The organism is Saccharopolyspora kobensis, from assembly GCF_900108315.1.
Taxonomy (GTDB): domain Bacteria; phylum Actinomycetota; class Actinomycetes; order Mycobacteriales; family Pseudonocardiaceae; genus Saccharopolyspora; species Saccharopolyspora kobensis.
In genome coordinates, this window is record NZ_FNVB01000002.1 from 421183 (window position 1) to 445037 (window position 23855).

General features: G+C 71.1%; 20 protein-coding genes. 7 read left to right on the plus strand and 13 right to left on the minus strand.

All coding sequences use genetic code 11. The annotated features are described in order from the left end of the window. Positions 1–20: 20 nt before the first annotated feature. Entirely contained in the window at positions 21–2045 is a 2025-nt protein-coding gene (locus C4T78_RS01865; protein WP_177247371.1) for a primosomal protein N', read from the minus strand. A gap of 326 nt (positions 2046–2371) precedes the next feature. Between C4T78_RS01865 and lysA the strand changes: the two genes are divergently transcribed. The 3 genes from lysA to C4T78_RS01880 all read left to right on the plus strand — a co-directional run bounded on the left by lysA (position 2372) and on the right by C4T78_RS01880 (position 5680). Next, a complete protein-coding gene (gene lysA, locus C4T78_RS01870) occupies positions 2372–3691 on the plus strand; it encodes a diaminopimelate decarboxylase (RefSeq protein WP_177247370.1) in 1320 nt (439 codons plus the stop codon). Positions 3692–3895: 204 nt separating this feature from the next. After that, positions 3896–4903 carry a LacI family DNA-binding transcriptional regulator gene (locus C4T78_RS01875; RefSeq protein WP_093345815.1) on the plus strand — a complete coding sequence of 336 codons (1008 nt, stop codon included), beginning with the start codon at positions 3896–3898 and terminating at the stop codon, positions 4901–4903. 54 nt (positions 4904–4957) lie between these two features. Then, on the plus strand, positions 4958–5680 hold the full coding sequence (locus C4T78_RS01880) for an SDR family oxidoreductase (RefSeq protein ID WP_093345813.1): 723 nt from the start codon (positions 4958–4960) through the stop codon (positions 5678–5680). A 65-nt stretch (positions 5681–5745) separates the two neighbouring features. On the opposite strand, the gene C4T78_RS01885 is transcribed toward C4T78_RS01880, so the two are convergent. Then, positions 5746–6555, minus strand: coding sequence for an MOSC domain-containing protein (locus C4T78_RS01885; protein ID WP_258958334.1), 810 nt, complete (start codon positions 6553–6555; stop codon positions 5746–5748). Positions 6556–6749: 194 nt separating this feature from the next. On the opposite strand from C4T78_RS01885, the gene C4T78_RS01890 reads away from it, so the two are divergent. Next, positions 6750–7211, plus strand: coding sequence for a tRNA (cytidine(34)-2'-O)-methyltransferase (locus C4T78_RS01890; RefSeq protein WP_093345811.1), 462 nt, complete (start codon positions 6750–6752; stop codon positions 7209–7211). Here the strand turns inward: C4T78_RS01890 and C4T78_RS01895 are convergent. The 4 genes from C4T78_RS01895 to C4T78_RS01910 all read right to left on the minus strand — a co-directional run bounded on the left by C4T78_RS01895 (position 7192) and on the right by C4T78_RS01910 (position 13431). Next, the gene (locus C4T78_RS01895) at positions 7192–7902 is read right to left on the minus strand and encodes a YwaF family protein (RefSeq protein WP_258958311.1); all 711 of its coding nucleotides are present in this window, start codon (positions 7900–7902) and stop codon (positions 7192–7194) included. The genes C4T78_RS01890 and C4T78_RS01895 overlap by 20 nt on opposite strands. 163 nt (positions 7903–8065) lie before the next feature. Then, positions 8066–9268 (minus strand): methionine adenosyltransferase, encoded by a 1203-nt coding sequence (gene metK, locus C4T78_RS01900; protein WP_181138252.1) that lies wholly within the window; start codon positions 9266–9268, stop codon positions 8066–8068. A gap of 75 nt (positions 9269–9343) precedes the next feature. Continuing rightward, positions 9344–11047, minus strand: a complete 1704-nt coding sequence (locus C4T78_RS01905; protein WP_093347928.1) for a glycine/sarcosine N-methyltransferase — start codon at positions 11045–11047, stop codon at positions 9344–9346. 707 nt (positions 11048–11754) lie between these two features. Next, positions 11755–13431, minus strand: coding sequence for an AMP-binding protein (locus C4T78_RS01910; protein WP_093348621.1), 1677 nt, complete (start codon positions 13429–13431; stop codon positions 11755–11757). A 360-nt stretch (positions 13432–13791) separates the two neighbouring features. On the opposite strand from C4T78_RS01910, the gene C4T78_RS01915 reads away from it, so the two are divergent. Together C4T78_RS01915 and C4T78_RS01920 are read left to right on the plus strand one after the other, a co-directional pair. Continuing rightward, on the plus strand, positions 13792–15585 hold the full coding sequence (locus tag C4T78_RS01915) for a glycoside hydrolase family 2 protein (protein ID WP_093347925.1): 1794 nt from the start codon (positions 13792–13794) through the stop codon (positions 15583–15585). 139 nt (positions 15586–15724) lie between these two features. Beyond that, positions 15725–16738: an aldose 1-epimerase family protein gene (locus C4T78_RS01920; RefSeq protein ID WP_093347922.1), complete on the plus strand. Its 1014-nt coding sequence runs from the start codon at positions 15725–15727 to the stop codon at positions 16736–16738. Between the two features lie 55 nt (positions 16739–16793). Here the strand turns inward: C4T78_RS01920 and C4T78_RS01925 are convergent, their stop codons facing one another. After that, on the minus strand, positions 16794–17774 hold the full coding sequence (locus tag C4T78_RS01925; protein WP_093347920.1) for an ABC transporter substrate-binding protein: 981 nt from the start codon (positions 17772–17774) through the stop codon (positions 16794–16796). Between the two features lie 155 nt (positions 17775–17929). Here C4T78_RS01925 and C4T78_RS01930 point away from each other — a divergent pair, with 155 nt between their 5' ends. Beyond that, on the plus strand, positions 17930–18769 hold the full coding sequence (locus C4T78_RS01930) for an alpha/beta fold hydrolase (RefSeq protein WP_093348619.1): 840 nt from the start codon (positions 17930–17932) through the stop codon (positions 18767–18769). A 246-nt stretch (positions 18770–19015) separates the two neighbouring features. Here the strand turns inward: C4T78_RS01930 and C4T78_RS01935 are convergent, their stop codons facing one another. From C4T78_RS01935 to C4T78_RS01960, 6 genes are all read right to left on the minus strand, one after another. Next, positions 19016–19918: an alpha/beta hydrolase gene (locus C4T78_RS01935; RefSeq protein WP_235863093.1), complete on the minus strand. Its 903-nt coding sequence runs from the start codon at positions 19916–19918 to the stop codon at positions 19016–19018. Positions 19919–20210: 292 nt separating this feature from the next. Then, positions 20211–20633, minus strand: coding sequence for a hypothetical protein (locus tag C4T78_RS01940; protein WP_177247459.1), 423 nt, complete (start codon positions 20631–20633; stop codon positions 20211–20213). Positions 20634–20641: 8 nt separating this feature from the next. Next, entirely contained in the window at positions 20642–21862 is a 1221-nt protein-coding gene (locus tag C4T78_RS01945) for a globin domain-containing protein (RefSeq protein WP_093347917.1), read from the minus strand. A gap of 44 nt (positions 21863–21906) precedes the next feature. Beyond that, a complete protein-coding gene (locus tag C4T78_RS01950; protein ID WP_093347914.1) occupies positions 21907–22350 on the minus strand; it encodes an RrF2 family transcriptional regulator in 444 nt (147 codons plus the stop codon). 122 nt (positions 22351–22472) lie between these two features. After that, positions 22473–23123, minus strand: a complete 651-nt coding sequence (locus tag C4T78_RS01955; protein ID WP_093347911.1) for a LuxR C-terminal-related transcriptional regulator — start codon at positions 23121–23123, stop codon at positions 22473–22475. A 5-nt stretch (positions 23124–23128) separates the two neighbouring features. Further along, positions 23129–23764, minus strand: coding sequence for a sensor histidine kinase (locus C4T78_RS01960; RefSeq protein WP_143185750.1), 636 nt, complete (start codon positions 23762–23764; stop codon positions 23129–23131). Positions 23765–23855: the final 91 nt, after the last annotated feature.

Genomic DNA, 23855 nt, shown 5'->3' on the forward strand with positions numbered 1-23855 from the left:
GGCGAGCCGCTCCGGCTCCGTCAGAGCATTTCCAGCGGGTCGAGGCGGACTTGGAGCTCGGCCGCCTTGCGGGCCGCGCGGATCGCTTGGGCCGCGTGCAGCGAACTCGCCAGAGCGCGGCCTTCGGCGCGGTCGACGCGCACGATCAGGCGTTCCCGCTCGGAGTTGCCGTCCTCGTCGACCTCGCCGAGCGGCACCGGGCCGAGGATCTCCGCCGAATCCGGCAGGTCCGCGGAGTCCAGCAGCGCCTCGATGGCCTCCGGAGTCCCGTCGACGGCCGCGACCCGGCGCGCCGGGGGGAAGCCGAGCTCGGCTCGCTCGGCCAGCTCCAGCGAGGCGAACCAGGCCGGATCCCACCGCACCAGCGCCTGCACCGGCTGCAACGAGGACTCGGCCATGACGACCACCCGCCCACCTTCCCGGGCCGGGCGCACCAAGGCAGCCGCGTCGAACCACAACCGCAGCGTCGTCTCGGCCGCGCGCAGCTCGGGCCGGGCCAACAGCGTCCGCCCGTCCAGCAGCAGCGCCGCGCCGTAGCCGCCCTCGGCCACCGGCTCGGCTCCCGGCGTGCACACGATCAGCGCGGGCTTGGCCGGAACCGTCGCCAGCACCTCCCCGGCCCCGGAGGTCCGCACCGTCACGTTGCTGAAGGCCCGCCCCAGCTCCTCAGCCGTGCGGCCGGCGCCGACGGCGATCGCCCGGAGCCGCCGCGACCCGCAGTTGCCGCACTTGAACGCCGCTTCCGCGGCTCCGCACCAGCTGCACGCCGCCGGCTTCGGCGCGCCGCCTTCGCTGCCTCCCGGCAGCGCCAGCGGCCCGGCGCAGCGCCGGCACCGCGCCCGCTCGCGGCAGTCGCCGCACGCGAGCGCCGGCACGTAGCCGCGCCGCGGCACCTGCACCAGCACCGGCGCTCCCGCGCCCAGCGCGGCTCGCGCCGCTTCGAAGCCCACCGACGGCAACCGCGCTGCGCGCGCCGCCGGGTCGCGGGCCAGCTGGGTGTCGTCCTCGCCGATGGCGGTCACTCGCGGCGCCGCCGCTCGCACCTCCGTGCGGTGCGCGACAAGTTCGTGCGCCCAGCCCGACTCGGCGAGCAGTGCGGCTTCGGCGGTGCGGGCGAACCCGCCGACGATCAGCGCGGCTCCTGCCACGTGCGCGCGCTGGGTGAGCACGTCGCGGGTGTGCGGGTAGGGCACCTGGGGATAGCTGTGCAGGTCGTCGCCGTCGTCCCACACCGCCGCGAAGCCCAGGTCGTGCACCGGGGCGAACATCGCCGCACGCGTCCCGACCACCACTCGCGACGCACCGCGCAGGACCGACAGCCAGCGCCGGTAGCGCTCGGCGGGCGCGAGTTCGGCGGCCAGCGCGACGACCTCGTCGCCGACCAGACCGGCGCAGGCGTCGTGCACGCGTTGCAGGTCGCGGTGGTCCGGGACGACGATCAGCGCTCCGCGCCCGGCTGATGCGGCGGTCGCGGCGGCTTCGGCCAGGCGGGCCGGCCAGTCCTCGCCGGGCAGCGCCTGCCAGACCGCCCGCGCCGAGCGGCCGGCGTGCAGGGCGTCCAAAAAGGACTGGCCGTGCTGGTAGCGGGCCCAGCCGTCGGTGCCGGGGCGGGCCGGGGGCGGGCCGGGCTCGCGCGGGGCCTTCTTCTCCGCTCCCGCGTGCCGCGGCGGAATGGCCAGGCGCACCACGTCGGCGAGCATGCCGCCGTAGCGGGTGGCCACCGCGCGGGCCATCTCCAGCAGCTCCGGGGTCAGCACCGGCTCGGCCGACGGCACCCGCTCGACCCAGGACAGGGTGCCCTGGAAGTCGGTGGTCTCGTTGCGCTCCAGCAGGTAGCCGTCGACCAGCTTGCCCCGGAAGCGCACCCGCACCCGGCAGCCGGGCACCGCGTCGGCGTCGAGCCGGTCGGGGACGAGGTAGTCGAACGGGCGGTCCAGGTGCACCGGCAGCGGGACGTCGACCAGCACGCGGGCCACCGGTCGGTGCGCCGCCGCGGTCCGCTCTTCCGTCGCCCCCTTCCGCTTCCGGGGTTGTGCACCTGCCATGCCTCTTCTCTACCAGAAGCCCAGGACCGCCCATCAACAGCACGTCAGGACACGCACAACCACCATCAGGACGGCGCTCGGAAGCCCCACCGCCCACCCGGACCGGCGTACTCCTGAGAGCACCGGCGAGGAGGAAGCATGACCGAACCGACTCCAACCCAGCCACGAGCAACCAGATACCAACCCCAGTCCTGCTCAACCGCATCTCAGGGGACCGTGACGCGAACCAGCCACAAGAAACCCCGAAAACTCGAGATCAACCCCGAACGCGACCACGACTGTGAATCGCGGAGAGGCGGAACAGTGGATCGCGGAGAGGCGGAACTGTGACCCTGGCCGAATTGCTGCCCACCTACCGCCGGAGCCTGCCGGAGAAGCTGCCCGCCGAGATCTGGCCCGACGCGGCGGTGGCGATGCCTTCCGGCGATCTGGTGGTGAGCGGCGTCTCGCTGACCGAGCTCGCCGACCGCTTCGGCACGCCCGGCTACGTGCTGGACCTGCCGACGCTGCGCGCCCGATGCCGCGCATACCGCGCGCTGGACGCGGAGATCGCCTACGCGGGCAAGGCGTTCCTGTGCAGGCGGATGGCCCGGCTGATCGCCGAGGAAGGCCTGTCGCTGGACGTCTGCTCGGGCGGGGAGCTCGCCACCGCGCTGTCCGCCGGCTTCCCCGCCGAGCGGATCTTGTTGCACGGCAACGCGAAGACCGATGCGGAGCTGCGCGCGGCGGCGCGCGCCGGGGTGGGCCGGGTCGTGGTCGACTCGCTCGCGGAGATCGACCGGCTGAGCGGAGCGCAGGACGTCCTGATCCGGGTCACGCCCGGCGTCGACGGCCGGACCCACCGGGCGGTGGCCACCGGGACCGAGGACCAGAAGTTCGGCACGTCGCTGGCCGGCGGGCAGGCCGCGGTGGCCGTGGCGCGGGTGCTCGCCCGCCCCGAGCTGCGGCTGGTGGGCCTGCACTGCCACCTCGGCTCGCAGATCACCGACATCTCCGCCTACGAGGAGGCGGTGCGGCGGCTGGTGGCCTTCCTCGCCGAGATCGCGGTGCGCCACGGTGTCGCGCTGCCGCAGCTCAACCTGGGTGGCGGGCACGCGGTGGCCTACTGCCCCGGCGATGCCGCGTTCGACCTGCGCTCCTTCGCCGCCCGCATCCCGCGCGTGCTGAGCGACGAGTGCCGCAAGCACGGCCTCCTGCCTCCGCGCCTGACGCTGGAGCCGGGCCGGGCGATCGCGGCCCGGGCCGGGCTGACGCTGTACCGGGTGGTGACCGTGAAGCACAGCAGCACCCGGACGTTCGTGGCAGTGGACGGCGGCTTCAGCGACAACCCGCGCGCGGAGTTGTACGGCGCGCGCTACACCGCGCGCCTGGTGGGCCGGTTCAGCAGTGCGCAGAAGCGCTCGATGCACGTGGTCGGACGCCACTGCGAGGCCGGTGACGTGCTGATCCCCGACGCTCACCTGCCGTCCGACATCCGCGCCGGAGACCTCCTGGCGGTCCCGTGCACCGGTGCCTACCACCACTCGATGGCCTCGACCTACAACCTGGTCCCCCGACCTCCGGTGCTGGCCCTGGACGACGGAGCGGCCGAGCTCTGGGTCCGCCGCGAGACCGAGGAAGACCTCCTCCGCCGCGACACCCCCTAGGCGGGCGCATTTCCCGCAGGTGGTAGCCCGTGGGCGCGTTGGGGTGCTATGACATGGCCGAGCGCGGAGCAAACGCGATGCCAACCACAGTCCCGCTCAACCGCACATCAGGGGACGTGACGCAACCCAGCCGCAAGAAAACCCCAAAACGTAAGATCGACCCCGAAGCGCAACCACCACTGTGAATCTCGGAGAGGCGGAACTGTGGGACCGATCCGGCCGACGATCGCCGACGTCGCGCGGGCGGCCGGGGTGTCGCGCACGACCGTGTCGCACGCGCTCAACGGGATCGGCAAGGTCGACCCGCGCACGCGCGAGCGGGTGGTCCAGGCCGCCGCCGAACTCGGCTACCGCCCGAGCCTGCGCGCGCAGCGACTGCGCAGCGGCCAGTCGCGGACCATCGGCCTGGTGTCGTCGATGCCGGTAGCGGTGGCGGGCGGGCCGTCCAAGCTCGGCTTCTTCATGGAGGTCGCCGCAGCGGCGGCCGAGACCGCGATGCTCAGCGGCTTCGCGCTGGTCGTCGTGCCGCCGCTGGACACCGATCCGCCGCTGGACGCGCTGGACATCGACGGCGCGATCGTGATCGAGCCGGACCAGGACGACCCGACGACCAAGCGCCTGCAGTCCCGCGGAGTGCCGATCGTGACGATCGGCCCGCAGCAGGGCATGGACCTGCCGCACGTCGACCTGCGCGCGCCGCGGGTCGGGCGCCTGCTGCTGGAGCACCTGCGCGAGCAGGGCGCCCGCCGCATCGCGCTGCTGATGGGCAGCGGGCACCGCAGCTGGTACGTGGACCTGGCGGAGGTCTACGCGCGGTTCGCCCGGGAGCACGACATGCCGCCGCTGGTCGTGGAAGCCGACGAGTCCGGCGGTGAGGAGACCGGTCGGGAAGCCTGCGCGGAGCTGCTGGAGAAGCACCCCGACGTCGACGCGATCTGCGCGGCGGTGGACGCCTTCGCGCTCGGCGCGGTGCGCGCGGTGGCCGAGCGCGGCCTGCGCATCCCCGACGACGTGCGGGTGGCCACCCGCTACGACGGTGTGCGCGCCCGCACCAGCACCCCGACCCTGACCGCGGTGGACCTGAACCTCGCCCAAGCGGCGGCGAGCGCGGTCGAACTCCTGCTGGCGAACCTGAAGGGCACCGAGGTCCCGCAGGTGATCAGCAATCCCGATCCGCGCCTGGTCGTCCGCGAGTCGACCCGCCGGGGCTGACACAGCCGCGAATTCCGGCCAGGAAACGGCCACAACTGGCGGGACGATCGCGGCATGGCACTTCACGGAAGAACAGCAGTCGTCACCGGTGGCTCCCGCGGCATCGGGCGGGCGATCGTGCAGCGCTTGACCGCCGAAGGCGCGAAGGTGCTGTTCGGCCACGTCCGCGACGAAGCCGCCGCCGAGGCGCTCAGCGCCGACACCGGAGCGCGGGCAGAACTCGTCGACGTGGGCGAAACCGACCAGGTGGCAAGGCTCTTCGCCGCCGCCGAGGAACACCTGGGCGAGCTGGACATCCTGGTCAACAACGCCGGAATCCCGGGCACCACGCCGTTCCTGGACATCTCCGAGGCCGAGTACGACCGGATCATGGCGGTCAACGCGAAGGGAATCTTCCTGGCGATGCAGCACGCGGCGCGGCGGATGCGCAGCGGCGGGCGGATCGTGAACATCTCCTCGATGAGCACCGCGTGGGCCGGCCCGGGCGAATCCGCTTACGCCGCGAGCAAGGCCGCCGTCGAACAGCTCACGCAGGTCGCGGCCAAGGAGCTCGGTCCGCGCGGGATCACCGTCAACGCGGTCTCCCCCGGCCCCACCGACACCGACCTGCTGCGCGGCGCGATCGGCCCGGAGGCCATCGCCGCGACCGAGCACATGACGCCCCTCGGCAGGCTCGGGAAGCCGGCGGACATCGCCGACGTGGTGGCCTTCCTCGTCGGCCCCGACGCGCACTGGGTGACGGGCCAGAACATCCGCGCCACCGGCGGACTGGTCTGACCCCGCTCCGCGCGGGCCGCCGAGGGCCGATTTCGTACGAATCGACCTGTCCCGGGGTGTCGTCCTCAGCGCCAGGTATCGACCGTGATCGGGTCGCCGACGGCGAGCGTTCCGGTGCGCAGGACGGCGAACTTCGCGCCGAAAGCGATGCCCTGGTCCGGAATCCGGCGGTAGCCGGCGAGCGTGCGCAGGGGCTCCGGGCCGTCGCGGAGCCCGGCCTCCTGGTCGACCGTGGTGACCGCGCAGCGGATCGCGAGCTTGGTGAAGCCCAGCACCGCGTCGCCGATCGTGATGCGCCCGGCGCGGTCCTCGGTGTGCGGCTCGCTCCAGCCCTCGATCACGATGTTGGGGCGGAAGCGGTCCACCGGCACCGGGCGGGGCGCGCGCTCGTCGAGCCGGTCCAATGAGGACCGCGACAGGACGTGCACCGCGGAGCTGTCGGCATATCCGGATGTTCCGGGGATCTCGCCGTCGGTGACGCGGTCGTGCTCCGGCGGCACCCGCACCAACCTGCTGCGGGCTCCGAGCAGCTCGGAGAGCCACTCCGCGACGGCATCGCCCTGGTCGATCCCGCGGTATCCGGTGTTGAAGAGACGCACGTCCCGGCGCGGACCGGTCACGTCGACGTCCACTCCGATCGAACCGGCACCGGGCGCGCTCAGCTCCAGCCGGTCACCGCTGATCACCGGCTGGATCCGCGCGAGCCGGGGCCACCGGCGCTGCGTCCGGAACGCACCGTCGTCGTCGACGACCATGAAGGTCCGGTCGTGCGCCAGGCCGGCCTCGGTCAGCGGGAAGCTCCGGGCGGGCATCCCGGCGCAGCCCTTCACCGGGTAGCTCACCAGAGTCGCGATCTTCGCTGCGGTCCGCGGAATTCCGGTCGGCACAGGACACCTCCGATCACATGAGGCACCCTTTCCGACGCTCGCGCCGATCGAGCGTGGCGGGCCGACGCCCGTTGCAGCGCCTCTCGACCGGCGCGGCCAGGATAACAGCGGTTGATCTTGCCGCACCAACGGTTTTCAGCACCCGGGATGCCACCGGCGACCCCGGTGTGAAACGATTTCAGGTGTTTCACGTCGTGTTCTACCACCCGGAGATCCCCGGCAACGCGGGCAACGCGATCCGCATGGCGGCCGGCTCCGGCTGCGCCCTGCACCTGATCGAACCCCTCGGGTTCTCCGTGGAGGACGCGAAGCTGCGCCGGGCCGGGCTCGACTACCACGACCGGGCCGCCCTGCACGTCCACCCGGACCTCGACGCGGCGTGGCAGGAGCTGCGGCCGCAGCGGGTCATCGCCTTCACCTCGAAGGCCGAGCGCTCCTACGAGACGGTCGCCTACCGGCCGGGCGACGTGCTGCTGTTCGGCCCGGAGTCCACCGGTCTGCCCGACGAGGTCCTCGCCGATGTGACGCTCCGGGTCCGCATCCCGATGCTGCCCGGGATCCGCTCGATGAACCTCGCCAACTCGGCCGCGGTCGCCGTCTACGAAGCCTGGCGCCAGCAGGGCTTCAGCTCGGGATCGGACTAGCGCTCCGCCGGGCCCACGGCCAGGTCAGCAGCGCCCAGCCGGCCAGCCCGACGGCCGCCGCCACGCCCAGGTACCAGGGCCAGCCGCCCATCAGGTCGAGCAGCGACGGGTTGTCCGGCTTCCTGCTGACGAAGCCGTAGTTGGTGCCCGCCCAGGAGTTGAACGCCAGCACCGCCGCGCCCCAGCCGAGCGTCACCGCCGCGGCGAACCGGTAACCGCGCCAGCTCGGCCGGATCCCGACGCCCCAGGTCAGGTACGCCGCCGTCCAGATGACCAGCAGGTGCTGCCCCCAGAACTCGATGAAGTCGACGTGCGGGAAGTCCGGGGCGTCGAACGCCGGGGTGACCAGCGCCTGCGGGGTCAGCGTCAGGCCCCAGTAGTAGACCAGCGCGCAGGCCGGCGGCTGCCGCGTCCACAGCGCGAGCGCGGCGACCATCCAGGCGAGGTCGCACAGGTGCAGCGGCAGCGACTCGCCGACGTCCCACTGCGCGGGCAGCTGCCGGTAGACCAGCAGCGGCACGTTGAACAGCAGGATCACCACGGCGAGAGTTCGCGCGAACAGCTCCGACGTCCGCGGATCGCGCTGCCACCGCCCGACCGCGACGAAGGCCACGGCGCCGACGACGATCAACGCCATGAGCGCCCAGTGCGACGGACCGTACGGAACGAACCTGTCCGCGAGCGACCCCACGCCCCCAGCGTAATCGCGCGATTTCAATTGAAATCAGACGTCTGATTTCAATTGAAATCGCGAACCGCCCACTGCCGGTCGGCTTCTCCGCACCGACGCCCTCCGGCCCGGAGCGCACGAAGGGCACCTCCGAGCCGGAGGTGCCCTTCGCCGAACGAGGAGATCAGATGTTGGCCGCGGCCTTCAGCGCGTCGGCCCGGTCCGTGCGCTCCCAGGGGAGGTCGAGGTCCGGGCGGCCGAAGTGGCCGTACGCCGCGGTCGGCGCGTAGATCGGCCGCAGCAGGTCCAGGTCGCGGATGATCGCCGCCGGGCGCAGGTCGAAGACCTCGTTGATCGCCGACTGGATGCGGGCCGGGTCGACGTTCTCGGTGCCGAAGGTCTCCACGAACAGGCCCACCGGGGCCGCCTTGCCGATCGCGTACGCCACCTGCACCTCGATCCGGCTGGCCAGACCGGCGGCGATGGCGTTCTTGGCCACCCACCGCGTCGCGTAGGCCGCCGAGCGGTCGACCTTCGACGGGTCCTTGCCGGAGAACGCGCCACCGCCGTGGCGGGCCATGCCGCCGTAGGTGTCGACGATGATCTTGCGGCCGGTCAGGCCCGCGTCGCCCATCGGACCACCGACCACGAACCGGCCGGTCGGGTTGACCAGCAGGCGCGTGTCGGAGGTGTCGATGTCGAGCTGCCCGATCTCCGGCCCGACCACCTGGTCCTTGATGTCCACCGCGAGCATCGAGTCCAGGTCGATGTCCGCCGCGTGCTGCGTCGAGAGCACCACCGTGTCCAGCCGAACGGCCTGGTCACCGGCGTACTCGATGGTCACCTGCGTCTTGCCGTCCGGGCGCAGGTACGGCAGCACGCCGTCCTTGCGGACCTTGGTCAGCCGCCGCGACAGGCGGTGCGCCAGCGCGATCGGCAGGGGCATGAGCTCGTCGGTGTCGGTGCAGGCGTAGCCGAACATCAGGCCCTGGTCGCCGGCGCCCTGCTTGTCGATCTCGTCGTCGGCACCTTCGACGCGCGCCTCGTGCGCGGTGTCCACGCCCTGCGCGATGTCGGGCGACTGCGAGCCGATCGCGACGTTGACGCCGCAGGACGCGCCGTCGAAGCCCTTCGCGGAGGAGTCGTAGCCGATCTCCAGGATCTTCTCCCGGACGATGGTCGGGATGTCGGCGTAGGCAGTGGTGGTCACCTCACCGGCGACGTGCACCTGTCCGGTGGTCACCAGGGTCTCGACCGCCACGCGCGACCTGGGGTCCTGGGCCAACAACGCGTCCAACACGGCGTCGCTGATCGCATCGCAGATCTTGTCCGGGTGTCCCTCGGTCACCGATTCACTGGTGAACAACCTGCGGTTGATCTCACTCACGACTGCTCCTCACCTCACACTGCTGCGGCATTGATCCTTGCGTACGGCGGTGACCATTTACGGCACCGGGGGGTCTCAGGCCCGGGCGTGGATGATGCCCCAGGCCAGGTTGCCCGCTTCGCCACCGGAGACCCAGTTCTTCAGACCGGCCTTCATCCTGGTCCGGTACTCGTCACTGATCTTGTCGGAGAGCTCTGACTCCTTGCTCTCCAGAACCTCTAGCACACGCCCGTAGTGGATAGGCAGAAAGCGGGTCAAGTCCTCGAAGTCGAAGGTCTGCAGCCCGAGCCGGGCCAGCTCGCGGCGGTAGAAGGCCGGCGAGCCCATGGTGTCCAGGCTGAGCCGGTCCAGGATCGGGCCGAGGTCCTTGAGCCGGGCGCCGTCGGCGGCCATCGGGTCGGTGAAGAGGAACGAACCGCCGGGCTTGAGCACGCGGGTCACCTCCTCCAGCACCCGCTCGCGGTCACCGCTGTGCAGGATCGCGTCCTGCGACCAGACGATGTCGAAGGCGTTGTCCTGGAACGGGATGTCCTCGAAAGAACCGTCCTTGACCTCGATCAGCTCGTCGAGGCCCGCGGCCCGGTTGAACTCCGCGTTGCGGGCGTTCTCCACCTCGCTGAGGTTCAGGCAGGACACCTTGCAGCCGTAGGTGGCGGCCAGGTGCCGGGCCGCGCCGCCGTAGCCGGAGCCGATGTCGAGGATGCGGGTGTCCGGGGTGATCTCGACCTTGGCCGCCATCCGCTCCACGGTCCGGCGGGACGCGGCGTCGATGTCCTCGTCCGGCGTCTCGTAGATGCCGACGTGGATGTCGTTGCCGCCCCACACGTGGTAGTAGAAGTTGTCGGCGTCCGCCGAGTTGTAGTAGTCGCGGGCGGTGTGCACCGCGGTGGAGTAGACGTCGGAGAGCTCCTCGTCCGGCCGGTACTTCTTCTCCGCGACGTGGATGAAGAAGTCCGGTTCGGCGTCGTGGTAGGTCTCCTGGAAGTCGCCGTAGGTGTCGATCCGCTGGAAGCCGACCTCGCGCATGAGCCTGCGGACGTAGTTCTTCCGCAGCGGGTACATGTTCAGGAAGAATTCAGATTTGTCCGGGAACGTGTACTTGAAGCGGGCCAGACCCTCGTCGATGTAATCCGGTTCCGCGGAAACGTCCTCACCGGCGTAGTAGTAGGTGTGCTTCGAGGAAAATCCGTCGTCCAGAATGGAGTCGTAATTCCGCTGGTCGATGATCAGCACGCCGTCGTGCTTGAGCATCGCGTAGAACTCGGCGAGCGCTTTGCGCCGATCCCGTTCGGAGAACAGGTGCGTGAACGAATTTCCCAGACAGATGATCGCGTCGTACTCACCGTGGACGTCACGATTCAGCCAGCGCCAATCCGCGTGCACCACGCGCAGGATGTGGCCGCCGTAGGTCAGCCCGTTGCTGAAGGCCTTGGCCAGCATCTGCGGGCTGCCGTCGGCGCTGACCGCGTCGAAACCCTCCTCCAGCAGCCGCACCGAGTGGAAACCCGTGCCGGTGGCCACGTCGAGCACCGAGCGAACACCGCGGGCCTTGAGCTGGTCGATGAAGAACGAGCCTTCGCTCTCGTAGCGCTTCTTCCAGTCGATGAGCTCGTCCCACTTCTCCACGAAGCTGCCGACGTACTCGTGGGTGTAGTGGTCCGACTCCCGCACATCCAACGGATTCTCGCCGAACACCTGCTCCTCGCGCGCCACCAGATCGGCGGTATCCGGAGTTCCGGTGCCTGCGCTGGAGTCCAGGTCGTCCACGCTCTTGGCCATGCTTCACTCCCACCACTCACGTTGGTCATGCACCACCGGACACAACTCGAGCACGCGAAAATCCACACCCGAGCTCGTCCGTGGCCGTGCTGGGTCGCCACTGCGAAAAAGGCAACACCTCAGACCGGCGCGGGCAGCCGAGAAACGCTCAAGGCCGCAATCGCAACGCCGATCGCACTCGATCGGCATCTTTGCCGATCGGCGCTGACGCGGAATTCCTGCGTCGGTTAACTAACCTAGGCGAAGGAGATCTCAAAGCAAGCGTACGAACGTGTGACGCTAATCACCGGAATGCGATGATAGCGTGATTCGAAAAGTCACCCTGGGTGAATGAATGCGCTGCCACCAGCGCCGATTCAGCCCATTTGCGCGGAGGGTAACGATTGGGCACGTGCAGATCGTCACGAAGTTGTGTACAATCCGCGCCTATCCGCTTACCACGGCAACTGAATACTTCGCAACCCGCGTGTCGATTAAGAATTCGAAAATGAGGCGACACGGCGGTTGACCGCTTCCCTCTTCAAGGATTCCATCGCGACGCGGACCCAGGATGTTACGATGTCCGTCCGCGCGGCGCGACCGCTTTCCGCCAAGCGGGCGCACGCCCGCCGCACCACCCCCAGTCCGCTCCCCCGCCCGGCCCACCGGAACCCACCGGAGGGCCGCATCGAAGAGTGGCACGCACCGGGGGTGCGCGCCACTCGACGTCACCCCTTCAGCTCGGGGAAGTCCTCCTCGCGGAACTCCCCGGACCGCCCGTCGGTGCCGGCCAGCTCGTCCTCCCGGTGGCGCAGCTCCACCCGGCGGATCTTGCCCGAGATCGTCTTGGGCAGCTCGTAGAACTCCAGCCGCCGCACCCGCTTGTAGGGCGCCAGCTGCTCGCGGGCGAACTTCAGGATGGACAGCGCGGTCTCCCGGCTCGGCTCGTGCTGCCCGGCGAGCACCACGTAGGCCTTCGGCACCGCCAGCCGGATGGCGTCCGGCGCGGGCACCACCGCGGCCTCCGCGACCGCCTCGTGCTCCAGCAGCACGCTCTCCAGCTCGAACGGCGAGATCCGGTAGTCGGAGGCCTTGAACACGTCATCGGTGCGGCCCACGTAGGTGATGTAGCCGTCGGCGTCGCGGGAGCCGACGTCACCGGTGTGGTAGTGACCGCCGCGCATCACCTCGGCGGTGCGCTCGGTGTCATCGGCGTAACCGGTCATCAGGCCCACCGGCCGCGGCTGCAGCGCCAGGCAGATCTCGCCCTCCTCGGCCGGCTCACCGGTGACCGGGTCGAGCAGCTCGACGTCGAACCCGGGCAGCGGCCGTCCCATCGAGCCCGGCCGCACCTCCTGCCCGGGCGTGTTGGCCACCTGCACGCTGGTCTCGGTCTGCCCGAAGCCGTCGCGGATGGTCACCCGCCAGGCGCGGCGCACCTGCTCGATGATCTCCGGGTTCAGCGGCTCGCCCGCACCGACCACTTTGGACGGCGGGGTGTCCAGAGTGGTCAGGTCGGCCTGGATCAGCATCCGCCACACCGTCGGCGGGGCGCAGAAGCTGGTGATCCCGCACCGCTGCATCTGCGCCAGCAGCGCGGCTGCGTCGAAGCGCTCGTAGTTGTAGATGAACACCGTCGCTTCGGCGTTCCACGGCGCGAAGACGTTGCTCCAGGCGTGCTTCGCCCAGCCCGGCGAGGAGATGTTGAGGTGCACGTCGCCCGGTTCCAGGCCGATCCAGTACATCGTGGACAGGTGCCCGACCGGGTAGGAGGTGTGGGTGTGGGCCACCAGCTTGGGCAGCGCGGTGGTGCCGGAGGTGAAGTACAGCAGCATCGGGTCGTCGGCCCGGGTGGGCCCGTCCGGCGCGAACTCCTCGGCGGCCTCGGCGCTGTCCGCATAGGACGTCCACCCCGGAACCGCGCCGCCGACCGCGATCCGGGTGTAGTCGCCCGGCACGTCGGCGAACTTCGGCGCATCGGCCGCGGTGGTGACCACGTGCTTGGCGCGGCCGCGGTCGATGCGGTCGCGCAGGTCGGCCGGTCCCAGCAGCGGAGTGGCCGGGATGATCACCGCGCCGAGCTTCATCGCGGCCAGGATCGTCTCCCACAGCTCCACCTGGTTGCCCAGCATGAGCACCAGCCGGTCGCCGCGGGCCACGCCGAGCCCGCGCAGCCAGTTCGCCACCTGGTTCGACCGCCGGGTCATGGCCCGGAACGACACCTTGCGCTCCGATCCGTCGGCCTCGACGATCCACAGCGCGGTGCCGTCGCGCCGCGTGCCGATGGTGTCGAACCAGTCCAGCGCCCAGTTGAACTCCGCGGGGCGCGGCCACTGGAACTCCCGCCGCGCGGTGTCGTAGTCCGTCCGGTGCCGCAGCAGGAAATCCCTCGCGGTCAGGAACATCTCGGTAGCGGTCACGTCCACACCCTCCTGGACTCGGCAGCATCGCCGGAAAGCTGAAGCGGGCCAACAACGTAACCCCGCTGCGCCCGGCGGATCCACGTCGCTGCTCCGATTTGCGGGCCCCCTTTCGGCCGCGTTGACTGTCCGTGCGTTCATGGTCATTGTTGTCGATTGATGGTGTTCCGTGTTCGATCAAGATCGGCAGTTCGCCCCCGGCGGTGAGGAGAGGTTCCGGCATGGGCTCGAGCGGCGATCCGGGCAGCGGTCCCCGCCCCACCGCGCCGCCGGAGCGCGCACCGGTCGACCGCGCGGGCGCGACTCGGGTCCCCCACCCGGGGTCCCCTGAATCTGGAGGCGACCTTGTTGCTGCGCGCCCTGCTGCTCACCGCGCTGTTCGCGGCTTCTTCCGGGCTTCCCGTGGCCGCCGCTGAACCCTGGCGGCCGAAGCCGCCACCGCTGACCACGCCGTGGACCGAGGAGGTCGGCCCGGACAACGCGCTGCCCGAGTACCCGCGCCCGCAGCTGACCCGGGAGCGCTGGCTCAACCTCAACGGCCTGTGGGCCTACGGCGGCGGCAGCACACCGCCGGAGCAGACCGGCGAGCAGATCCTGGTGCCCTACCCGCCGGAATCGGGGCTCTCGGGCGTCCAGCGCCACGACGACCACATGCTGTACCGGCGCACGTTCCAGCTGCCGCCCGACTGGTCCGGGCAGCGCGTGCTGCTGCACTTCGGCGCGGTGGACCAGAAGGCAGAGGTGTCGGTCAACGGCCGCCCGGTGGCCGTGCACGAGGGCGGCTACACCTCGTTCAGCGCGGACATCACCGACGCGCTCGTCCCCGGTGACGAGCAGGAGGTCGAGGTGGCCGTGTCGGACCGCAACGACGCCGACCCGTACCCGGTGGGCAAGCAGCGCAACCAACCCGGCGGGATCCTCTACACCGGCGCCTCGGGCATCTGGCAGACGGTGTGGCTGGAGCCGGTGCCGAAGGAGCACGTGGCCAAGCTCGACATCACGCCGGACCTGACCGGCTTCGACCTCACCGCGCACACCTCGGCCCGCGGCGGGCACCAGGTGGAGGCCGTCGTCGTCGACCGCGACGGCCGGGAGGTCTCCCGCGCCACCGGCCAGGCGGGCACCCCGCTGCGGCTGCCGGTGGCCGAGCCGCACCTGTGGACGCCCGACGACCCGTACCTCTACGACATCAGGGTGCGGCTGGCCTCCGGCGACGAGGTGGGCAGCTACGCCGGGCTGCGCACCGTCGAGCTGCGGCCCGACGAGCAGGGCAGGCCGCGGTTGGCGCTCAACGGCGAGATCCTGTTCCAGCACGGACCGCTGGACCAGGGCTACTGGCCGGACGGCATCTACACCGCGCCGACCGACGAGGCGCTGCGCTACGACCTGGAGGCCACCAAGCGGCTGGGCTTCAACATGGTCCGCAAGCACGTCAAGGTCGAACCGGCCCGCTGGTACTACTGGACCGACCGGCTGGGCCTGCTGGTGTGGCAGGACATGCCGTCGCTGCCGATCGACCTCGCCGACCCGCCGGGCAGCAACCCGCCGCCGGGCGAGCAGGCGCGCGCCAACTTCCGCGCCGAGCTGACCGCCATGATCGACCAGCTGCGCAGCGTCACCTCGATCGTGGCCTGGGTGCCGTTCAACGAGGGCTGGGGCGAGTTCGAGACGGCCGAGATCGCCGAGCTGACCCGGCGCTCCGACCCGACCCGCCTGATCGACATCAGCAGCGGCGTCAACTGCTGCTACTCGCTGCCCGACAGCGGTGCCGGCGACATCTACGACGACCACACCTACGTCGGGCCCGGGCGTCCCGAGGTGCGCGACGGCCGCGCCGTGGTGGACGGCGAGTACGGCGGGCTCGGGCTGATCGAGGAGGGCCACCTGTGGCCGGGTGAGCCGGGCGCCTACGAGATGACCGACAGCCGGGAGGCCCTGACCCGCCGCTACGGCGAGGTCTCCGACGAGCTGGTGCGCATCATCGAGGCCAACGGGCTCGCGGCGGCGATCTACACCCAGACCACCGACGTGGAGAACGAGGTCAACGGCTTCCTCACCTACGACCGCCGGATCCTCAAGCCGGACCTGGCCGCGGTCCGCGCGAACAACCTGGCGGCCATCGACGCGGGCACGCCCTGACTGGCGCACCGCACCACGGCAGACCACTGTGGACCCGGTGGCACCACGCGACCGGGTCCGCCCGGTCCGCACATGCGTGACTCACCCAGGTACTGGTCGGTTTCGGCCGAAACCGACCATCCAGTCCGGAGGAAGCACGATGCGACGTTTCACCCGACGGGCAGCGCTCGTCAGCGCCGCCGGAGCGACCACCGCCGTCGCTCTGGCCGGGTCCCCGGCGGCTCGGCCGCCGGGCGATCAGCAGACCGCGAACGGCCGGTTGTACGAGATCCGCTCCGGCCGGCAGCGCGCGGTCGTCGCCGGGGTGTCCGCGACGCTGCTGTCCTGGCGGTTCGACGGGCGGGAGATGCTGCTCACGCACGGCGCCGACGAGGTCGGCGAGGGCTACCGGGGTAAGACGATCCTGCCGTGGCCCAACCGAATCGACCGCGGCCGCTACACCTTCGAGGGCCGGGAACTGCAGGTGCCGGTCAACGAGCCGGAGCGCGACGCCGCGCTGCACGGCCTGATGAGCTTCGTGGAGTGGCAGCCCGTGGCGCACCGGGGCGACCGGGTGGAGCTGGAGTACCGGCTGCCGCCGACCTACGGCTACCCGTTCCAGCTGGCGTTCCGGATCGAGTTCGCGGTGGACGACGACGGCGTGCGCAGCACGCTGACGGCGAAGAACGTCGGGCGCACCGCCGCACCGTTCGGCACCGCCAACCACACCTACCTGGCAGCGGGCGGCGACCGCATCGACGACATCGTCTTCGAGCTGCCCGCGAGCACCCACTACCTGGTCGACGACAACCTGATCCCGACCGGCAAGGCCTCCGTCGAGGGCACGCGGTACGACTTCCGCTCAGCCCGGCCGATCGGCGCCACCGAGATGGACACCGCCTTCACCGATCTGCGCCGCCGCCCCGACGGCGACGCCGTGGTGCGCTTCGCCCGGCCGGACGGCCCCACCGCCGAGCTCTGGGTCGACGGCACGCACGACTACCTGCAGGTCTACACCGACGACAGCCCGAGCGAGGACCGCCCGGCCCGGCAGGGCATCACCGTGGAGCCGATGACCTGCGCACCCAACGCGTTCGTCACCGGCGACGGCCTGATCACGCTGCGACCCGGCGAAACCCACCGCGGCAGCTGGGGATACCGGATCGCCGGGTGATCCCGGGGCGGCTGCGGGGCGGCCACCGCCCCGCAGCGCGACCGGGAACCGGTTCTCAGGCCGGGTCCACCCCGAAGGCACCGGCCAGGTCGGTCAGCACCAGGTTGGCCGCCTGAACGCCGATGCCCGACATCCAGGTCTCGTCGGGCACCGGGAACACCCGGTCGTCGCGGACCGCGCTCATCCGCGTCCACAGCGCGCTCGCCTCGACCGCCTTCTGCTGGGTCTTCTCCGGCGACACCGCCGTGGTGACGAAGACGGCGTCGGCGTCGGCCTGGTCGATCAGCTCCGGGCTGATCTCGTTGTCGAACTCGTCGGCGTTCTGCGACGGCGGTCGGTTCAGGCCCGCGTCGGACAGGATCACGCCGGAGAAGCTGGCCCGCTGGTAGAGCCGGATCTTGCCGGGCATGAACCGGGTGACCGAGACCGTCGGCGCCGCACCGCCGTTCGCGGCGGTGATGGCCACGCCGATCCGCTTCGCACGCGCCTCGTACTGCTGCAGCGCGGCCTCCGCCGCGGCCTCCTCGCCCAGCGCGGCGGCGTGCACGCGCAGGTTCTCCTTCCACGGGAAACCGGTCGTCTCGGTCAGCACCGTCGGAGCCAGCCGGGACAGCTGGTCGTAGAGCGCGTCGTGGCGGACCCGGTTGGACAGGATCAGGTCCGGCTTGAGCGAGGCGATCAGCTCGAGCTTCGGCGAGGCCGAAGGCCCGACCGGAGTGGTTCCGGGCAGCTTGCCGGCCAGGTAGGACGGGAAGCCCTCGCCGGTGGCCAGGTGCGGCGGGATCGCCCCGACCGGCACGATGCCCAGCAGCGTCACCGAGTCCAGCTCGGCGGTGTCCAGGACGACCACCCGCTGCGGCTTCTTCGGGATGGTCACCGGGCCCTTGGCGGTGTCGATGGTGCGCGGGAAACCCGTTCCCGCGTCGGTGGGCGGGCTGGTCGGCGTCGTCCCCGCACCACCGCAGGCGGCGGTCAGGGCCAGCAGGCCGGCCGGCAGCAGCGCGCCGGCAGCGCGCGCGATCCTTCGCTGGATCATCGGTTCCCCTCCGTCGGCGATGATTCGTCGCACCGCCGACGCACCCCCGCGGCAACCGGTGAAACGCCGAAACAGTAATTAGGCAAGCCTCACCTTCTCAAGAGATGGCCCTGTGTTCCCCGTCTCACCCTGCCCCGGCCAGTACAGTGACCGCCGTGGCCGACTACATCCAGATCCCCACGCCAGCCGGGAAGTTCGACGCCCTGACCGCCGGTCCGCAGGACGGCCGCCCGGTCCTGCTGCTGCACGGCTTCCCGGAGGCCGCGGTGGAGTGGAGCGAGCAGCTCGCGGTGCTCGGCGGCGCCGAGTGCTTCGCCGTCGCCCCGGACCAGCGCGGCTACTCACCCGGCGTGCGCCCGCAGCAGGTGTCCGACTACCGGATGACGGAGCTGGTCGACGACGTGCTGGCCATCGCCGAGCACTTCGGCTGGGACCGCTTCGACCTGGTCGGCCACGACTGGGGCGCCGTGGTGGCCTGGACGACCGCCGCCGCGCACCCCGAGCGCATCCGCACGCTGACGGCGGTGTCGATCCCGCACCCCGACCCGTTCAACGCGGCGCTGCGGGAGGACGAGGACCAGGCCACGCGCTCGGCGTACATCCAGGAGTTCCGCTCCTCCACCGCGGAGAAGGCCCTGCTGGCCGACAACGCCAAGAAGCTCCGGCGGATCTACTACCCGGGAGTCCCGGAGCACCACGTCGACGACTACGTGCAGCGGCTGACCGAGCCGGGTGCGCTCACCGCGGCGCTGAACTGGTACCGGGCGGCCCGCTACAACAGCCGCGAGATCGGACCGGTCGAGGTGCCGACGCTGTTCGCGTGGAGCACCGAGGACGTGGCGGTCGGCTCGACGGCGGCGCTGGCCACCGCCGACCACGTCACCGGGCCCTACCGGTTCGAGATGCTGGAGGACGTCTCGCACTGGATCCCGGAAGAGGCCCCGGACACCTTCACCCGCCTGCTCCTCCAGCACCTCCTCGCACACCAGACCTGACCCACCAGACCTGACCCACCAGGCCTGACCCACCAGGGCCTGGTGCAGCGGCCTGACCCACCGGGCGGATCCGCCGCCGGACCGGAACGACGGCAATTTCAATGGAAATCAGACGTCTGATTTCCATTGAAATTGCCGGGACACCCGCCACCCGTCGGCGCGTCGGTCCCCGACACGCCGACGGGACGCAACTTCAATTGAAATCGGATGTCCAATTTCAATTGAAGTTGCGGATCACCGGAGGTGTCAGGGCTGGTTGTGCTGGAGGGAACCGGCGAGGAACTCCACGAACTCCGTGCCCACCGCTTCGAACACCGCGCCCTCGTGGCCGCCCGGCAGGTAGGTGACCACCGGGGTGTTGCGGTGCCGGTCGATCAGCTGCTCGATGCCGTCCAGGAACGGGTCGGTGTCGCCGGTCCACACGCCGATCGGGACATCACCGAGGTCGTCGAGGCGGTGCAGCGGATCGACCGCGAGCCACTCGTCCTCGGTGCCGAAGGCCTCCTTCTCCCGCATGCCTTCCCAGCTCACCTGCAGCGCCGGGGCGACCTCGCCCACGGCGGCGACGGGCTTGCCCGCCAGGTTGCGGTCCGCGGCGTAGGTCAGCGCGCCGAAACCGCCGGTGGAGATGCCCGCCGCGGCGAAGGGCAGGCCCTCCGCGTCGCCGAAACCGCGCTCGGAGAGCCAGACCGGGAGTTCCTCGTTCAGCATGGTGGCGAGGTCGCCGTTGGCCGAACCGTCGTTCCAGTACGGGTTGTAGCCGCCGTCGACGACCACGAACCCGAACGCCGGGATCCTGCCCTCGTGGTAGAGCCGCTCGAGCGAGGCCAGCGTGTCGTACGGGATCGGCGTCGGGTTCACCCCGTCGCGGCCGTGCAGGTACAGCACCACCGGCAGGTTCTCGGTGGACTCCAGCCCGGTCGGGTAGGCGAGGTAGAGCTCGGTGTCGGTGCCGCGGCTCGCGGAGTGCACCTGCTCCTTGCGGATCACCGGCATGGGCAGCTCGGACAGCGCCGGTTCGGCCTCGACGGCGGGCTCCGCCGGAGGAACCGGCGGTGCCGCGGGAGGCGGTGGCGCCGCGCACCCGGCGAGCGAAACCGCCAGTGCCGCTGCCGCCAGCAGGCTTCCGAATCTCCGTGCGCGGGTCACGCCACCTCCAACGTCCGTTAGGTCTGGTTCCAACGTTACTGTTCCGCCTCCCCGCGATTCGCAGTGGTGGTCGCGTTCGGACGTTGAACTGGCGTTTTCGGGGTTTTCCGTGGCTGGGTTGCGTCACGCTCCCCTGAGACGGCGTCGAGCACGGGAACTGTTCCGCCGCTGCGCGAACCACGACAGCGACACCTCGCGATTCATGGCCCTGAGCCGGGACTTCGCGGTTCCTGGTGATCGGGTTCCGGCACGGTCGCCTGCGGTGCGGTCGAGCCGGTCACGGCGTTGCTCGTCAGAACAGCGCTGCGATGCCGAGGACCAGCAGTGCGATGGCCTTGAGGAGTTCGAGTGCCACGTACCACAGGTGTGCTTTCGATCTCGGTCCGTCCTCGCCTGCCAGGACCGCCGCCGTGCGTCGGGACAGGAGTGGGCGCACGGCGATCAGTTGGAGCGCCAGCAGCACGATCGCCACGGCACCGGCTGCGAGGGACGTGCCGTCCGGCTGGGCCGTGACCAGGGCCAGCGCGATGACGAGCGCCGGCACCACCTCCGCGGCGTTGAGGGCTCGGAAGACCAGGCGGCCGATGGCGAGTCCGGTGCGCAGGTCGACGCCGGGCGCCCGGAACTTCAGCGGTGCTTCGAGGAACGAGATCGCGAGCACCATGCCCAGCCACAACCAGCTCGCCGCTCCCGCAACGGCGAGCGCGGTCGGCACCGGGCCGCTCACGCGCTCTCCAGTGCGCGGCTGGGGCCGAAGACCTCGAAGTGGATTCGGTCGGCGGCCAGGCCCCGGTCGATCAGCTGGCGGCGCACGTGAGCCATGAACGGCACGGGGCCGCAGAGGTAGGCCTCCGCGCCGGCGGGCACTTCGACGTCGGCCAGGTCGATGCGGCCGGGGCGCAGGTGGGTGTCGGCGCGGCGGGTGCCGAGGTCTTCGTACCACCGGTGCAGGGTTGCGGCCGGGAGCTCGGCGACGAGCGCCTTCAGCTCGGCGCGGTGGGCGTGGCGGGCCGGTGAGCGATCTGCGTGCAGCACGAGCACTTCCCGGTGCGGCGAGGTGCGGCGGAGGTGGTGCAGGTAGCAGATGACCGGGGTGATGCCGATTCCGGCGGAGACCAGGACCAGCGGAACTTCGCCGTCGGTGAGCACGAGTTCGCCGAACGGTGCGGAGACTTGGAGCTCGTCGCCCTCGAAGACGTTGTCGTGCAAGAAGTTCGAGACCTCGCCCGCGGGGACGAGCGCGTCGCCGGAGCGGACGGCCGGGACCGCCTTCACCGAGATTCCCACGGACTTCTCGTCGGGCACGTGCGTGACGCTGTACTGCCGGATCTGGCGGGCGCCGTCGGGCAGCCCGACCGCGACGGAGACGTACTGGCCGGGCCGGGCGGGCGGTAATGCCGCGCCGTCGGGAGTTTCCAGCACGAAGCTCACGGTGTCGGGCGCTTCCTGCACCCGTCGCCGGACCGAGAGGGTGCGCCACACCTCGCCCGGCGCCAGCCCGGCTCCGGTGCAGAGGTCCCGCTCGATCTCGATCAGCGACTGCGCCATGTGCCAGTAGACCTCGTCCCACGCGGCCGCGACCTCCGGTGTCACGACCGCCTCGCCGAGAACTTCGGCGATCGCGGCGAAGAGGTGCTCGTGGACGATCGGGTACTGGTCCGCGGTGATGCCCAGCGAGGCGTGCTTGTGCGCGATCCGGGCGAGCACCGACCGCGGGTCCGGCCCGTGCTCGGCGACCAGGAGCGTGGCGTAGCCCGCGATCGCCGCCGCCAGTGCGCGCTGCTGGTCGCCCTGGGCCTGGTTGCCGCGGTTGAACAGGTCGCGCTCCAGCTCGGGGTGAGCGGCGAACAGGCGCCGGTAGAACACCGGGGTGATGTCGTCGATGGCCGCGCCGATCACGGGCAGGGTGGCGCGGACGACGTCGGTCGATGCGGAGGAGAGCATGCGATCGCCTTCGTGGGTGGGAGCTTTCTCGGTTGCGGCGCCGGTCAGTCCGGCGGGCCGGTGGTGAGCGAGAGCAGCAGGCGCCGGGTGGGAGCGGCGGTGACGTCCGCGATGGTCAGCGGGTCGAGCGCGGCGAAGAACGCCTCCTGGGCTCGACGCAGCGCCGATCTGAGCCGGCAACCGCCGCGCAGCGGGCACGGGTCGGTGCCGTCGCACTCCACGACCTCCCCCGCGCCTTCCAGCTCGCGGACGACGAACCCGACCGAGATCTCCTGCGCGCCCGCGGCCAGGCGGAGGCCGCCCGTGCGACCGCGCTGCGTCTCGACGAGCCCCAGCTTCTGCAGCGCGGTCACGACCTTCGCGGCGTGGGCGGGGCGGACGTGGAGTTGCCCGGCGAGCGCGCGGGTGGTCGACCGGTCGTCCTGGTCGAGCACGGCCAGCCGCATCACGATGCGGAGTGCGAGGTCGGTGAACGCCGTGAGCTGCACATCCGCACGCTAATATATTCCGCATCTCAGATGCGAATTTGAGTCGAGTGGTGTCCACCACCCCGAACGGCCGCGAGTCCCACCGGGCAGCCGACCCGGAGGGACTCGCGGACCCCCAGCTCTCAGCCCGCGACGAGCATCCGCTCGTCGTCGAGCAACCCGTGGCGCATCGCGAACGACGCCGCTTCGAGCCGGGAGTGCACACCGAGCTTGGTCAGCACCGACTGCACGTGCGTGCGCACGGTGGTCGGCGCCACCCCCAGTTGCTTGGCCATCGCCGCCGTGTGCGCGCCGTCGACCAGCATCCGCAGGCACTGCCGCTCCCGGGCGGTCAGGTGCGAGGCCAGCCGGCGGGCGTCGGTCGTGCCGGCCAGCCGCGGTGTGCGGGAAGCCGCCAGTTCGACGACCACCTCGCCGTCCAGCACGCCGCGGATCGCCCCGGCCAGCACCGAAAGCCCGCACATCTTGTTCACGTAACCGGCCGCGCCCTTGCCCAGCGCGGCGCGCATGCCCTGCACGTCGCCGTCGGCGGTGAGCACCAGGACGCGGGTGCGGCCGCCCGCGCTGAGCAGCTCGCCGATCACGTCCAGGCCGTCGCCGTCGGCGAAGAACCGGTCCAGCAGGCACACGTCGGGCCGCTGGGCGCGGACCGCGGCGACCACCGCTCCGACGTTGTCCGCGGTGCCCACGATGCGGTGGCCGTGCCGCGGCAGGGTCGCCACCAGGGCGTCGATGAAGATCACGTGGTCGTCGCCGAGCACCAGGTTCGCCATCCCGCTCACCTCTCCAGGTGTGCCGGGAACACCAGCCGCGCGCAGGTCCCGCCGCCGGCTGCCGGGTCGACGCGCAGTTCGGCGCCGCAGCGCCGCGCCAGCGCCAGCACGATGCCCAGCCCGAGCGAGGCCGAGCCGCGCGGCCCGTTGCCAAAACCCGGCCCGTCGTCGGTGATCTCGACGCGCACCTCCCCCAGCACCTCGCGCACCGCCACCGCCACCCGGCCGCCGCGCCCCGCCGCTCGCACCGCGTTGTCCAGCAGGTTGGACACCATCCGCCACAGCAGCGTCTGATCGGTGCGGATGGTGAGCTCCGGGCCCTCCACCAGCACCACCTCGGCCGGGCCGCGCAGCGCGGTGACCGCGACGAGCTGGGTGAGCAGCTCGCGCAGCGCGAATGCCTCCTCGCGAGGTTCGCGCAGGTCGACCAGCTGCTGCAGCCGGTCCAGTTCCAGTTCCATCAGCCGCAGCCGGTGCAGCGCGTCGCCGGGCAGCCCCGGCTCGGCGCGCAAGCCGTCCGCGAGGTAGGACAGCGTCGCCAGCCCGTGCCCGAGGTCGTGCAGCAGGCTGCGCAACTCCGCGCCACCTCGCGAACTGCGCGGCCCGGGAAGTTCCCGGACCGTTCCCGTGATCGTCTGCACAGCGACTCCTCTCCCCCAGCAGTCTGTGCTACCCGGCACATCGGCTACTGCAAGCGCGGTGTTGCAGCTGCTGCAGAACGGGGAGTGCGAC

Excerpts from the sequence above, each read along its gene's own strand:
- C4T78_RS01880 (WP_093345813.1), top strand. The coding sequence starts at position 4,958 with ATGGCACTTCACGGAAGAACAGCAGTCGTCACCGGTGGCTCCCGCGGC.
- C4T78_RS01920 (WP_093347922.1), top strand. The coding sequence starts at position 15,725 with ATGCGACGTTTCACCCGACGGGCAGCGCTCGTCAGCGCCGCCGGAGCG.
- C4T78_RS01925 (WP_093347920.1), bottom strand. The coding sequence starts at position 17,774 with ATGATCCAGCGAAGGATCGCGCGCGCTGCCGGCGCGCTGCTGCCGGCC.
- C4T78_RS01945 (WP_093347917.1), bottom strand. The coding sequence starts at position 21,862 with ATGCTCTCCTCCGCATCGACCGACGTCGTCCGCGCCACCCTGCCCGTG.
- C4T78_RS01905 (WP_093347928.1), bottom strand. The coding sequence starts at position 11,047 with ATGGCCAAGAGCGTGGACGACCTGGACTCCAGCGCAGGCACCGGAACT.
- C4T78_RS01910 (WP_093348621.1), bottom strand. The coding sequence starts at position 13,431 with ATGTTCCTGACCGCGAGGGATTTCCTGCTGCGGCACCGGACGGACTAC.
- C4T78_RS01865 (WP_177247371.1), bottom strand. The coding sequence starts at position 2,045 with ATGGCAGGTGCACAACCCCGGAAGCGGAAGGGGGCGACGGAAGAGCGG.
- C4T78_RS01955 (WP_093347911.1), bottom strand. The coding sequence starts at position 23,123 with ATGGCGAACCTGGTGCTCGGCGACGACCACGTGATCTTCATCGACGCC.